An 11913-nucleotide genomic window follows, 5' to 3' on the forward strand; every position below is an offset into this window, starting at 1 on the left:
CTGAGGAGGGGACATGCAGAATATCGAACCTGTCTATGGCACGACGACGCTGTTGCTGATTGCCGTCGCAGCCGTGGCGCTGCTGCTGGTGCTGGTCATGCGGCTGAAGCTGCACGCCTTCGTGTCGCTGGTCATCGTCAGCCTGCTGACGGCCATCGCCACGGCCATCCCGCTGCCCGACATCGTGCCGACGCTGTTGCAGGGCTTCGGCTCGACGCTGGCCACGGTGGCGCTGCTGGTGGGCTTTGGCGCGATGATCGGCGTCATGCTGGAGGTCAGCGGCGGCGCGCAGGTGCTGGCGGACCGGCTGATCGGCGTCTTTGGCGAAAAACGCGCACCCTTTGCGCTTGGCGTCGCCTCGCTGCTGTTCGGCTTCCCGATCTTTTTCGATGCGGGTTTCGTCGTGATGCTGCCGATCATCTTCAGCGTGGCGCGGCGCTTCGGCGGCTCGGTCCTGCTTTACGCCATCCCGGCGGCGGGCGCGTTCGCGGTCATGCATGCCTTCGTGCCGCCGCATCCCGGTCCGGTCGCCGCGGGCGATCTGCTGGGGGCCGATATCGGGCTTTTGCTGCTGGTGGGCCTGATTCTGGCGCTGCCGACCTGGTATCTGGGGGGCTATCTGTATGGGCTTTGGGCCGGGCAGCGCTTTTCGCTGCCGGTCCCGGATCTGGTCGAGGCCGACACGCCCGGTGCACCCAAGACCGCGCCGCCGTCCTTGGCCAAGGTCATGACGGTGCTGCTGCTGCCGCTGGTGCTGATCTTCCTGAATACCGGGCTGGCGACGCTGCAAACCGCCGGTGTCGTCGGCGAGGATGCGCTGTGGGTCAAGCTTGCGCTGCTGATCGGTCAGACGCCCATCGCATTGCTGATCACGCTGCTGGTCGCCGTGTGGCTGCTGTGCCGCGACTGGGGCAAGGAACGGGTCGAGCAATTGATGAACGACGCGCTGGCCCCGATCTGCGTCATCATTCTGGTGACCGGCGCGGGCGGCATGTTCGGCGGCGTGCTGCGGGCCAGCGGCATCGGTGGGGCGCTGGCCTCAAGCCTTGAAAGCGTGGGGATGCCGCTGATCGTCGCGGCCTTCATCATCGCGCTGGCGCTGCGTGTGGCGCAGGGATCGGCCACGGTGGCGCTGACGACCACGGGCGGGCTGATGGCCCCGACCGTCGCCGCGACGCAGGGCCTGAGCGAGCTGGACCTGTGCTTTCTGGTCATCGCCATCGCCAGCGGCTCGACCGCGATGAGCCATTTCAACGATTCCGGCTTCTGGCTGGTCGGGCGTTTCCTGAAAATGGATGAGGCGACGACGCTGCGCACATGGACGGTGATGATGACGCTGATGGGCTTCATCGGATTTGCGCTGGCGCTGATCGGCTGGATCATCTTCTGAGCCAATAAGAAAAGGCGCCCCAAGGGGCGCCTTTCCATCATCTGTCCCTGCCGGACTTAGACCGAGTAATACATCGCGTATTCGATCGGGTGGGGGGTGTGCTCATAGGCATACACTTCTTCCCACTTCAGCTTGATATAGCCTTCCAGCTGGTCGCGGGTGAACACGTCACCGGCAAGCAGGAAGTCCATGTCTTTTTCCAGCTCTTCCAGCGCTTCGCGCAGGCTGCCGCAAACGGTCGGGATTTCCGCCAGTTCTTCCGGCGGCAGATCGTACAGATCCTTGTCCGAAGCCGGGCCCGGATCGATCTTGTTCTTGATGCCGTCCAGACCGGCCATCAGCAGGGCTGCGAAAGCCAGATAGGGGTTCGCTGCCGGATCGGGGAAGCGGGCCTCGACGCGCTTGGCTTTCGGCGATTCCGTCCACGGAATACGCACGCAGCCCGAGCGGTTGCGGGCCGAATAGGCGCGCAGAACCGGGGCCTCGAAGCCGGGGATCAGGCGCTTGTAGCTGTTGGTCGCCGGGTTCGTCAGCGCGTTCAACGCCTTCGCGTGCTTCAGGATGCCGCCGATGAAATACAGCGCCTCTTGCGACAGGTCGGCATATTTGTCGCCTGCGAACAAGGGCTTGCCGTCTTTCCAGATCGACATGTTGACGTGCATCCCCGAGCCGTTGTCGCCTTTCATCGGCTTCGGCATGAAGGTGGCCGATTTGCCATAGGCGGCAGCTACGTTGTGGATGACGTATTTGTATTTCTGGATGTTGTCGGCCTGTTCGACCAGCCCGCCAAAGATCATGCCCAGCTCGTGCTGCGCGCTGGCAACCTCGTGGTGGTGCTTGTCGACCTTGATGCCCATGCGCTTCATCGTCGACAGCATCTCGCCGCGGATGTCTTGCGCCGCATCGACCGGGTTCACCGGGAAATAGCCGCCCTTATGGGCTGCGCGGTGACCAAGGTTGCCGTCCTCATAGGACTGGTCGGTGTTCCAGGCCGCGTCCACCGCGTCGATCTCGAACGAGACCTTCTGGGGCGAGATCTGGTATTTCACATCGTCGAACAGGAAGAATTCAGCTTCCGGGCCGAAATAGGCCACGTCGCCGATCCCCGAGGATTTCAGATAGGCCTCGGCCTTGACGGCGGTGCCGCGCGGGTCGCGCGAATAGGCTTCGCCGGTGTCGGGCTCGACGACGTTGCAATGCACGCACAGCGTCTTTTCAGCATAGAACGGGTCGATATAGACCGAAGCGGCATCCGGGATCAGTTTCATGTCGGACTGGTCGATGGACTTCCAGCCGGCGATCGACGAGCCGTCGAACATGAAGCCTTCTTCGAAGAAATCTTCGTCGACCAGATCGGCGACCAGCGTGACGTGCTGCAGCTTGCCTTTGGGATCGGTGAAGCGGATGTCGACATATTCGACGTCCTCATCCTTCATCAGATCCATAACTTCCTTGACTTTCATTGGGATCCTTCCTCCAGTCAGTCGCCCCGGCCGCCGCGGCCGGGAGGTGGCACAATTGTTGTGTGTCGCAGAATCAGACCGCGTCGTCGCCGGTTTCGCCGGTCCGGATGCGAATAGCCTGTTCCACCGGCATGATGAAGATCTTGCCGTCGCCGATTTTCTCGGTCCGGGCGGCCGAGACGATGGCGTCGACGGCGGCCTCGACCAGATCGTCGGGCAGGACCATCTCGATCTTCACCTTGGGCAGGAAATCGACGACATATTCAGCGCCGCGATAAAGCTCGGTATGGCCTTTCTGACGACCGAAGCCTTTGACTTCAGTGACCGACAGGCCCTGGACACCGACTTCTTGCAGCGCCTCTTTCACATCATCCAGTTTGAAGGGTTTGATGATGGCTTCGACTTTCTTCATCGCCTGATCCTTCTTCGCGACTTGCCTGCGCCCTGATTGGACGGTTTGATCTGGCGCGTCCATGCGGCATGATAAGGAAAGCAGCATGGAAACGCCGAAACCGGGTATGTTGCATGATATTTGTGCATGAAGCCCAAGGGATATGCAAATTTTATGGCCAATCCATGTGAGATTTTGACCCCGGATCAGATGCGGCGCGTTGAAGACGCGGCCATCGCGGGCGATGCGACAACTGCGACGGCCCTGATGGAGGCGGCAGGGCAGGCGGCGGCGGAACGGATCGCAACGCATTGGCCGGATGCGGAAAACGCGCTGATTCTGTGCGGGTCGGGCAATAATGGCGGCGATGGCTATGTCATTGCCCGCCATCTTGCCGCGCGGGGCTGGCAGGTGCGCGTCGTGGCGCTGGCGCTGCCATCGGGGCCGCAGGCGCAGGCTGCCGCGCGGGCATGGGGTGGGCCGGTCGTGCCGCTGGGCGGTCCGGTACTGGCGGCCGGTCAAGGCGTCGACATCTGTATTGACGCGATTTGCGGCATCGGCCTGAACCGCCCTCTGGCCGCGGATCTTGCGGGATTGCTGCGGGCGATTGCTGCGGCGGGCGTGCCGCTGGTGGCCGTCGATATCCTCAGCGGGCTTTGCGCGGCCAGCGGGCGGGCGCTTGGCGATGTCGAACTGCCTGCCGCCGATCTGACAGTCAGCTTTCACCGGCCGAAGCTGGGGCATGTTCTGGCCCAAGGCGGGCAACTCAGCGGGCGGCTGGAGATCTGCGACATCAGGCTTGAACCCTATCAGCCCGCCGCCGGAGCCTGCGTCACCTTGGCCCATGCGGATGCCGGGGTCCTGAAACGGCAGGGGCATAAATACAGCCACGGCCATCTGCTGGTTCTTGCGGGCGGTCCCGGTCGCGGCGGGGCCGCGCGGCTTGCGGCGCGTGGCGCGCTGCGGGTGGGCGCGGGGCTGGTGACGGTGGGATGCCCCGCCGATGCGCTGGCGGAAAACGCCGCGCGGCTGGACGCGATCATGCTGCGCGCCTTGCCCGACGCGGCGGCACTGACGCAGATGCTGCGCGACCGCAGGCTGAACGCGATCTGTCTGGGGCCGGGGCTGGGGCATGATCTGGCGCGCGCCATGCTGCCCGCAGCCCTTGCGGCTGGTCGGGCGACTGTGCTGGATGCCGATGCGCTGGGGGCGTTTTCCGAGACGCCCGACACGCTGTTTGCCGCGCTGCACGACCGCTGCGTCCTGACCCCGCATGACGGCGAATTCGCGCGGCTGTTCCCGGATCTGGCCCGGCGCATGGATCGCGACAGGCCGGGCTTCTCGCGGCTGGAGGCGGCTCGGGCGGCCGCGCAGCGCGCCGGGGCGGTGGTGCTGCTGAAGGGGCCGGACACGGTGATCGCGGCGCCGGACGGGCAGGCGAGGATCGCCGCCGCGACCGGCGAAAACGCCGCGCCCTGGCTGGCTACGGCGGGGTCGGGCGACGTGCTGGCCGGGATCATCGCCGGTCTTTTGGCGCGCGGGCAGCCCCCGCTTGCGGCCGCCGCATCCGGCGCGTGGCTGCATGCCGAGGCCGCGCGTCGGTTCGGTCCCGGCCTGATCGCCGAGGATCTGCCCGACCAACTGCCCGCGGTGTTTCGCGGCATCGGCTGAAAACCAGCATTTTCCGCTCGCACCGCGCAAAGGGATTTGCTACGAGGCCGCAGATCCGCAGGCCTGCGCCACGGATCATGCGGGTATGGCGAAATTGGCAGACGCACCAGATTTAGGTTCTGGCGCCGCAAGGCGTGGGGGTTCAAGTCCCTCTACCCGCACCACTCTGTTTTTAATGGATAATTGGCTTACAAGTACCTGATGTACAAAGCCCCGTCTTGAGGTTTTTGGCACTTATTTTGGCACTTTCACGTTCTGTCCTTGTTCTGTTCCCTTCGGTTTTGAGCAGCCTTTGATGCCTTTTTCTGATTGGCTTGAGCGCGGTATTTCTGGACCATCGCTAAGGTTTTGTGTCCCGTGACGGACTGAATCTCAGAATCAGAGCACCCGGCCTCGGCTAGTTGTCGTGCGGCGGTGTAACGCCAGCCATGGATGACAAGGCGGTCTTTTCCGCCCATCACGCCTATAGACTCCCGCACATCCTCCACCGCTTTCTGCACGGCCCGTTTGCCCAGCGGTTGCGTCAGGTTCCGCGCAAGTATGTGCCGCCCCTGACGCGGCAGGTCGGCGAGATAGGCGCGCAGCCGGGCAGGGCAGTAGATCCAGATTTTCACGCCGGTCTTTTCCTGCACCACAGCCATATATTCGCCGTCGAAATCATCCCACTGCATCGCGACGCAATCACCGATCCGTTGTCCTGTTCCGATCGCCAGCTCATAAGCGGTTCGCGCCACGCCCGAAGCCAATCGCTCATAAGCGTTTAACTTAGCGTCTGGCCATGCTTCATATTCCCCGCCTTTCAGCTTTTCCACGTCCTCGACCGGGTTGCGGTCGATCCACTCCAGATCCACGGCGTGCTTGCACAGGACCGACAGAACTGCCACCCGCTCGTTCGCCTTGCTCCATGTGTCTTGCAGCGCATTCCGCACTGCAATGGCGTGCTTTCGACGAAAAGTCCGCATATCCTTGGTGCCGTTCTTTTCGCGAATCGCCTCGCAATGGCGGCGATAATTGGCTTGTGTGCCGGCCGATAGCTTTTTGAACGCCGGGCTGGCGTAATAGCTGACGATCAGCAAGTTCCAGTTGTGCTTGCTCGATTTTGCCTTGCCGCTGCGGCATTTCCAGTATGCATCCGCAAATTCACGACTCTCCGTATCCTGCGGCAAACGCACTCGCTGCTTACCGCGCCGGAAATAGACATAGGTGCGTCCGTGAGATGTGACAAAATCCAGATAGGGGAGACTAGTCTTTCTCAAATCTCGAACTCGTCGCTGGCAGCCTCTCCGGTGACTATTCGCCGCAATTCACCAGTATCCCAGCGCGGCAACCCGCCGATGTGGCGAGGGCGGGGCAGGTGGCCAGCATCTACCAAGCGCCGAAATTCGCACGGCTGCATATCCAGCATAGCGGCGGCTGTCTTCTCTCGCACGCAGATCGGCTCATGCCTACCCATCCCGCCCCTCCTGCTGTCCGGTGGCGCGGGGCTTGTGATCCCAGCCGAACGGCTTATCGACATGCTCGCACCTGCTGCATAACGGTGCGCCGCAAAGGCTCATCCCACAATCTGTCCAGCACATGCCCCCGGTGGGTTGCCCGCATCCGTCGCACCGCTTTTGTTCTGCTGGCTTGGCTTCGACCATCACCCTTCTCCTCCCTGATCCCGCCCGCTCCCCGCTGTCGTGCTGTCGTGGCGCTGGGGTGAGAGGGCGGCGCGGGCTCCGTCATATATCCGCTTCTGAATGCGGATGGTCACAAGGCTGTCTGGCGTTGCGTCGGACCACAGAAGCCCTTCCATGACCGGATCACCGAAGAACGGTTTCACCGCCCCCCTCAGCCTCTCCACCTCTGCGCGCAAGTCGGCGTTCTCGCGGGTCAGCCGCTCGATCAGTTCAGCGTGGTCGGTCATCGGGGTTGCTCCTGCTGGCGGGTGGTGGGCGCGTTCGCAAGGCGCAGGAGAACATTAGCGTGACATGGCTGATCCAGCTTGCACCAGCAGGCCAGATCGCGGCCTCGCAATTGTTCAATGCCTTCGAGGATGCGAGTCCGTGCTGCATCGCTTTCAGGCCCATCCCAATTCGTGCGCCAGAATGGCCCTAGCCATGCCTCGAAAGCTTCGACGCACCTTTGAGCAAATTGCTCATCTGTGCCACGGTATCCTGCTTTCCGGCAGTCATCGACCTTGAAAGGGTTCCCCCAGCGCGTTGACCTGTCTACCTTGACCGCGTTTGGGGGCATTCGCCACCCTTTGGCGCGGCTCAATCGGATACGCTCAACCATCCCCCTCACTCCTTCCCGCTGCGTTTCAGGGCGCGGATGCCCTCTTGCCAGATCCGGCATAGGATGCTGTCAGCTTCATCGGTATGGTGGTGTTCCAGCACCATTGCACATTCCTCGATCACCTCATCCTTGACACGTTCCAGCGCGGCTGCGGCGTCGGTGGGGAGGTCAATTCGACGAATGGCCTGCTTGAACTGGTCCCCGAGACCAAATGGCTGACCTACCTTTTCGCCTTTGTGATAGGGCTGCAAAATAACCATGGCACACCGCTCCCGCACCTCCGCAGCCGCAGCGCCTTCGCGGGCTAGGGCGGCGGATAGGGCCGAGATTTGCTGGCCCTGTTTGAAGCATTGATTTTCAAGCCTATCGCCTTCCTTCGTCAGCGCGTCCACCTGTGCTTTCAGGGCGTCACGCGCAACCCGCTGCATTTCAGCGAGGGTCAAACGCGGGACATAACCAACATCAGATTGATCGTATCCGATGCGAACGGGTTCCTCTGCTGCAATCTGTTCCAATGCCTCCACCAGCGCCGCATCCGGGGAAGCGGTGGGTGGTGTGGCGCGAGATGCTGCAACTTCTGCGTTGCTGCGTTCCTGTTTCAGCCGTTCGGCCCAACCAACCTCAAAGCCGTTGCGCCAGTCTTCCGACTTTGCCCCCGCCTCGGTCGGCAGCAGTGCGGCGAGGCCGTTATTCAGGCTGGTCGCGTTGAATTTGGCGACTGTCGCCGCCTCAATGTCGATGCCTGCGGTGATTGCGACCAGAACGGCGCAATGGATCACATCGGCCAGTTCTTCGCCCAGATGCTCGACGGTATCGCGGGATCCGCGCCAGCCGTGGCGTTCCCGTTCCAGCTTCTTGATGACGTTCTGTGCCTCGCCGCATTCACCGCCAAGTTCATTGCCCCGAAACGACAGGTCGGGCTTTTGATCCGGGCGCCATTCATCCTGACGCGCGGCGTGGGCGGCTTGCAGCGCTGAAAGGGTCAGCGCCCCCACGCGGGCGGGCTGGTCGGCGCGGCGGTATTTGACAGCGTCAGCATCCCAAGAGCGGCTTGGCTCCTGATGTGTCCAAGATCCGTTGCGTCCGTCTCCTGTGGCCCATATCGTCTCCGGCGCATCGTCGCGGGGCGGGGTGTCATTGGTCATGGTTGGGTTGCCTCGGGGTTGCAGGTGCAATCGTCATTGTGCTCACCGCAGTCGATGCAATGAGATGTGCAATATCCGCAGGGCGCGCTGATGTGGCATGAGCAGCATTCCGGCCCGCGCCCATCGTCTTCGTCATCTCTGCGCCATCCAGCCATAGCCAGCAGGTCATATTCCCGCTGTGCAGGTGTCAGGTTTCGTTCGATGGCTTCCAGCTTTGGCTTGCGGCAGTGCCAGCATTCATACTGGTCTTTGACGCATGAGCATTTTGGATTGTGCGGTTTAGCTTGCGGCAGCCGTATCACCCCTCGCCCCCCTCGGTCGTGTTGAGGGCGGCGCGGGCTGCTGCGTGGCAGTGCGTCACTTGATAGAGTTCAGCGATGCGCTTAAGCGCCCCCTCCAGCTCCGACACCCGCGCTTGCAACGTGGCGATCCTCGTCAGAGCGTCGAGCAATTCAGCGGCAATCGTCGGGGCGAGGGCGATTAGGCGGGCGTTGGCGTCACGGATAGGCTGATCACCCCAAGACTCGCCATCTTTCGGCTGGGGTGTGTCATCGTCCCCGCCATAGCAGGTGGCGACTTCGACGTATCCATCTTGCTTACCGACATAAGCGCAGGCGTTGATGGGGTGCGGTGCCTTAACGCGCCACGGCCCCGGCGCCGTCATCTCACCCGCCCCGCCATTCTCGATCTGGGTCATGGGCGATCCTCCGCGTCAGCGAGGCGCTTCATGTCGGCCAGCGCTGCATCGTTGCCGCAATAAAAATCCGGGACTTTTTCGAGTGACGGGTCGCTGGCTTGGTAGATCAGGGCAGCGGCAGCAGCGGTGCCGTAAGCGCCCTCAAGGACTTTGCCACCTTCCCCAGCCAAGACGCACACCCAACCGGCGCGGCAATGGGTCGTCCCGCAGTAGCCGTCTTGATGCCAAGATCTCATGTCCAGAGCGCCATCGCGAGAAGCCGCGTCATAGACCTTAGTGTGGATGTTTTCGATCTTGGGAATCCAGTTGGCACCGCTCAGGTCGGCACCGCGCAGGTCGGCATAGCTCAGGTCGGCATCGCGCAGGTCGGCATCGCGCAGGACGGCACCGATCAGGACGGCACCGATCAGGACGGCACCGCTCAGGTCGGCATCGCGCAGGACGGCACCGCGCAGGTCGGCATCGCGCAGGTCGGCACCGCGCAGGACGGCACCGCTAAGGTCGGCATCGCGCAGGACGGCACCGATCAGGACGGCACCGCGCAGGTCGGCTTTCGCTTCAACTGCCGCCTTGACGGCCATGCCCATCCGGACGCGGAAAGACATTTTGTCGCCGACAGGCAGATCGCACTCAAACAAGATCCGGTCGGACCATCGGGATTTGATTTGGAATTTACCCATTGGGTGATCCTTTCGAGCGGGCGCCGTCATGTCAGCCGCCCCGCCTGCTTGTGTGGTCATTGGTTAGCCTCCGCGTCAGCGAGGCGCTTCATGTCGGCAAGCGCGGTCATTTCTGCACCTCAACGACATGGATGACGCTTCTGCTATGAACGGACTGCGCCGCTTTCAGCGTTTCGTGCGCCGTCAGCCCGTATCCATGCACCGTGATCCAAAACTCACGCGGCGCAGGGCGAATGCGATACTGGTGACACACCCATCCCCAACGGGGGTTTTCACATTTCACCCAGGCGCCATTGATCTTTTCCTCAATCGTGCGCCCTTCGACATGCGCTTGCATCACGGCGATCATTTCTGCTGTGGTCGTCATTATCTCAGCGCCTCCTGCGCTATATCCGTGTTCAGGATGGCCCGCGTCCTGCGTGGGCCGACCGAAAGACGGGGGAAAAGGCCCAGCCATCGGGCACTGCAAGACGGCTGGGCTAGTGGGCTGGCGGACGATCAGAAACACCAGCCGGGAAGGTCAGCCCATGCCGAGGGCGGCGCGATACATCTCGAGGATCGACTCCTCCTCGGCGATGTCGTCCTTGTCGCGCTTGCGCAGCGCGATGACCTTGCGCATCACCTTGGTGTCATAGCCGCGCGCCTTGGCCTCGGCCATCAGCTCTTTCTGGCGCTCGGCCACGTCCTTCTTTTCGGATTCCAGCTGCTCGAACTGCTCGATGAACTGGCGCAGTTCTCCGGCTGCGATGCCATAGGCGTTGTCGTCACTCATGCGTCGGCTCCTTCATTGCGGAATGCGGCCTCAGCGGCTTCCATTTCGGCGCGCTGATCGGGGGTCATCTGCGGGGGTGCGTCATCGGCGAACGGATCCTCGTCGTCGCGCGATGCGTCCCGGTCGGCGTCAGCGGCCAGAGATTGCAGCTCAGCGAGGATGGACCGTGCGATCGACCGATCCTCCGGGTTCGACTGCCACCAGCCGCGGAACGCATCGGTTCCTTTGCGGGCTTCTGACCGCGCAGCGTCGAGGATCTCCTTCTGCTTCTGCGCATCACCTTGACCCTTGGCCCACGCGGCCATGGCCCGGCCCGTCTCCACGCCCATGGTGCGGCGCGGGTCCAGCAGGTTCTTGAACTGGTCGGCCACCTTGATCTGGTGGACCGGGCAGCCCGGCGCGCTGGGGTCGAGAATGACCATGGTTGTCATCTCAAACATCAAATCGGCATCGCTTGCGGGATCCCACGGCACATCCTCGCGGCGCGTCTTGGTCTTGCGCGCGTTCTTGGCATTGTTGCCGAACCCGCTTTGCATCACCGGCTTGGCGCGGGTGCAGATGATGATGTTCGTCTTGGCGCGAACGATCCGGTCAATGAGGCGACGATAGCGCGGCTTGACCTCGGCCCACGCCAACTGGTTGCGCTTGTCGGCCAGTTCGCTCTTGCCCCCGGTGATCCGCTCTAGCGTCGTGGCGTGCAGGTCCAGAACGCCCCCCACGCCTTCCCACGCGTGCGAGAAGCTGTCCAGGATGAGAACCGGCAGTTCAGCAGCCTCCGCCGCATCAATGACCGCGATCCAGCGTTCCGGGCCAAAGCCGACCAGATCGCCTTTGTCATCGACGGCGGTGAAGTCGTAGTGCATCATCTCGGGAAAAGCGGCCTTGTAATGCAAGGCGCGCTTGTTCTCGGTATCGACATAGCCGATCGGGGCGCCGGGCTTGCCGGTGATCGTTTCGGCGATGCCTCGAGCCATGAGCAGAGCGGTATAAGTCTTTCCGGTGCCGGACCCGCCGCTGAGGCCGATGGACAGCGTCAGCGGGTCTTGGATTTCAGTTACCGGGATAAAGCGGATCATGCCCACGGGTTTTCTCCATGATTTTCGGGGGCCTGCCAGAGATAGGCAGTTTCAAGGACGTCACGTCCGGTTTCCTGCTTGATTGCGGCTTCATAGGTTTCGCGCTCAAGCCATCGGGCCTGATAGAATTCAGGCAGGTCGAACTGGACAATTTCGAGGGGGTATCCAGGCCACTGGCCGACGCGGAGGCAATGGGCCCACATTTCGCGAGCGCGCGCTGTGCGCTGATAGTGCCCCGCGGCGTGGTGTAGGAGCGCCGACCCTCGGAGAGGTCAGGGCTTGTTCAGGTGGCCACGGCGGGCAGCCTGACGGTTGGATTGTCGGTCACACGGGCGAGCGTTTCAAGGCTCA

At 62.7% G+C, this 11913-nt stretch carries 13 protein-coding genes and 1 tRNA gene; 3 read left to right on the plus strand and 11 right to left on the minus strand.

Annotation, left to right across the window (positions count from 1 at the left end; all coding sequences use genetic code 11):
* Positions 1–13 precede the first annotated feature (13 nt).
* Positions 14–1390: a GntP family permease gene (locus GL284_RS16025; RefSeq protein ID WP_155045654.1), complete on the plus strand. Its 1377-nt coding sequence runs from the start codon at positions 14–16 to the stop codon at positions 1388–1390.
* A 56-nt stretch (positions 1391–1446) separates the two neighbouring features.
* Here the strand turns inward: GL284_RS16025 and glnA are convergent, their stop codons facing one another.
* Together glnA and GL284_RS16035 are read right to left on the minus strand one after the other, a co-directional pair.
* Positions 1447–2853, minus strand: coding sequence for a type I glutamate--ammonia ligase (gene glnA, locus GL284_RS16030; RefSeq protein ID WP_155045655.1), 1407 nt, complete (start codon positions 2851–2853; stop codon positions 1447–1449).
* Positions 2854–2926: 73 nt separating this feature from the next.
* Complete coding sequence (locus GL284_RS16035; RefSeq protein ID WP_155045656.1) at positions 2927–3265, minus strand: P-II family nitrogen regulator; 339 nt, start codon at positions 3263–3265, stop codon at positions 2927–2929.
* A 189-nt stretch (positions 3266–3454) separates the two neighbouring features.
* Between GL284_RS16035 and GL284_RS16040 the strand changes: the two genes are divergently transcribed.
* On the plus strand, positions 3455–4915 hold the full coding sequence (locus GL284_RS16040; protein WP_230383111.1) for an NAD(P)H-hydrate dehydratase: 1461 nt from the start codon (positions 3455–3457) through the stop codon (positions 4913–4915).
* Between the two features lie 79 nt (positions 4916–4994).
* Positions 4995–5079 (plus strand) — tRNA-Leu (locus tag GL284_RS16045).
* Between the two features lie 84 nt (positions 5080–5163).
* Here GL284_RS16045 and GL284_RS16050 read toward each other — a convergent pair.
* The 9 genes from GL284_RS16050 to GL284_RS16090 all read right to left on the minus strand — a co-directional run bounded on the left by GL284_RS16050 (position 5164) and on the right by GL284_RS16090 (position 11562).
* Positions 5164–6087: a site-specific integrase gene (locus GL284_RS16050; protein WP_341870468.1), complete on the minus strand. Its 924-nt coding sequence runs from the start codon at positions 6085–6087 to the stop codon at positions 5164–5166.
* A gap of 467 nt (positions 6088–6554) precedes the next feature.
* Positions 6555–6821, minus strand: coding sequence for a hypothetical protein (locus tag GL284_RS16055; RefSeq protein ID WP_155045659.1), 267 nt, complete (start codon positions 6819–6821; stop codon positions 6555–6557).
* Positions 6818–7252 (minus strand): DUF4326 domain-containing protein, encoded by a 435-nt coding sequence (locus tag GL284_RS16060; RefSeq protein WP_341870537.1) that lies wholly within the window; start codon positions 7250–7252, stop codon positions 6818–6820. The genes GL284_RS16055 and GL284_RS16060 overlap by 4 nt, the downstream gene beginning before the upstream one ends.
* Positions 7198–8337 (minus strand): MazG-like family protein, encoded by a 1140-nt coding sequence (locus tag GL284_RS16065; RefSeq protein ID WP_155045661.1) that lies wholly within the window; start codon positions 8335–8337, stop codon positions 7198–7200. The genes GL284_RS16060 and GL284_RS16065 overlap by 55 nt, the downstream gene beginning before the upstream one ends.
* Positions 8338–8635: 298 nt before the next feature.
* Positions 8636–9034, minus strand: a complete 399-nt coding sequence (locus GL284_RS16070) for a hypothetical protein (protein WP_155045662.1) — start codon at positions 9032–9034, stop codon at positions 8636–8638.
* On the minus strand, positions 9031–9714 hold the full coding sequence (locus tag GL284_RS16075; protein ID WP_155045663.1) for a pentapeptide repeat-containing protein: 684 nt from the start codon (positions 9712–9714) through the stop codon (positions 9031–9033). Before GL284_RS16075 ends, GL284_RS16070 begins: the two co-directional genes overlap by 4 nt.
* A 106-nt stretch (positions 9715–9820) precedes the next feature.
* The gene (locus tag GL284_RS16080; protein WP_155045664.1) at positions 9821–10081 is read right to left on the minus strand and encodes a hypothetical protein; all 261 of its coding nucleotides are present in this window, start codon (positions 10079–10081) and stop codon (positions 9821–9823) included.
* A 153-nt stretch (positions 10082–10234) separates the two neighbouring features.
* Positions 10235–10486, minus strand: a complete 252-nt coding sequence (locus GL284_RS16085; RefSeq protein ID WP_155045665.1) for a DUF2312 domain-containing protein — start codon at positions 10484–10486, stop codon at positions 10235–10237.
* Positions 10483–11562, minus strand: a complete 1080-nt coding sequence (locus GL284_RS16090; protein WP_155045666.1) for an AAA family ATPase — start codon at positions 11560–11562, stop codon at positions 10483–10485. Before GL284_RS16090 ends, GL284_RS16085 begins: the two co-directional genes overlap by 4 nt.
* Positions 11563–11913: the final 351 nt, after the last annotated feature.

This window comes from Paracoccus shanxieyensis (assembly GCF_009711265.1).
Lineage (GTDB): Bacteria > Pseudomonadota > Alphaproteobacteria > Rhodobacterales > Rhodobacteraceae > Paracoccus > Paracoccus shanxieyensis.

Bases quoted from the DNA above. Each gene is read 5' to 3' on its own strand.
- GL284_RS16035 (WP_155045656.1), bottom strand. From the start codon at position 3,265: ATGAAGAAAGTCGAAGCCATCATCAAACCCTTCAAACTGGATGATGTG.
- GL284_RS16040 (WP_230383111.1), top strand. From the start codon at position 3,455: ATGCGGCGCGTTGAAGACGCGGCCATCGCGGGCGATGCGACAACTGCG.
- GL284_RS16025 (WP_155045654.1), top strand. From the start codon at position 14: ATGCAGAATATCGAACCTGTCTATGGCACGACGACGCTGTTGCTGATT.
- GL284_RS16070 (WP_155045662.1), bottom strand. From the start codon at position 9,034: ATGACCCAGATCGAGAATGGCGGGGCGGGTGAGATGACGGCGCCGGGG.
- GL284_RS16085 (WP_155045665.1), bottom strand. From the start codon at position 10,486: ATGAGTGACGACAACGCCTATGGCATCGCAGCCGGAGAACTGCGCCAG.
- GL284_RS16055 (WP_155045659.1), bottom strand. From the start codon at position 6,821: ATGACCGACCACGCTGAACTGATCGAGCGGCTGACCCGCGAGAACGCC.
- glnA (WP_155045655.1), bottom strand. From the start codon at position 2,853: ATGAAAGTCAAGGAAGTTATGGATCTGATGAAGGATGAGGACGTCGAA.
- GL284_RS16075 (WP_155045663.1), bottom strand. From the start codon at position 9,714: ATGGGTAAATTCCAAATCAAATCCCGATGGTCCGACCGGATCTTGTTT.
- GL284_RS16090 (WP_155045666.1), bottom strand. From the start codon at position 11,562: ATGATCCGCTTTATCCCGGTAACTGAAATCCAAGACCCGCTGACGCTG.
- GL284_RS16065 (WP_155045661.1), bottom strand. From the start codon at position 8,337: ATGACCAATGACACCCCGCCCCGCGACGATGCGCCGGAGACGATATGG.
- GL284_RS16060 (WP_341870537.1), bottom strand. From the start codon at position 7,252: ATGCCGGATCTGGCAAGAGGGCATCCGCGCCCTGAAACGCAGCGGGAA.
- GL284_RS16080 (WP_155045664.1), bottom strand. From the start codon at position 10,081: ATGACGACCACAGCAGAAATGATCGCCGTGATGCAAGCGCATGTCGAA.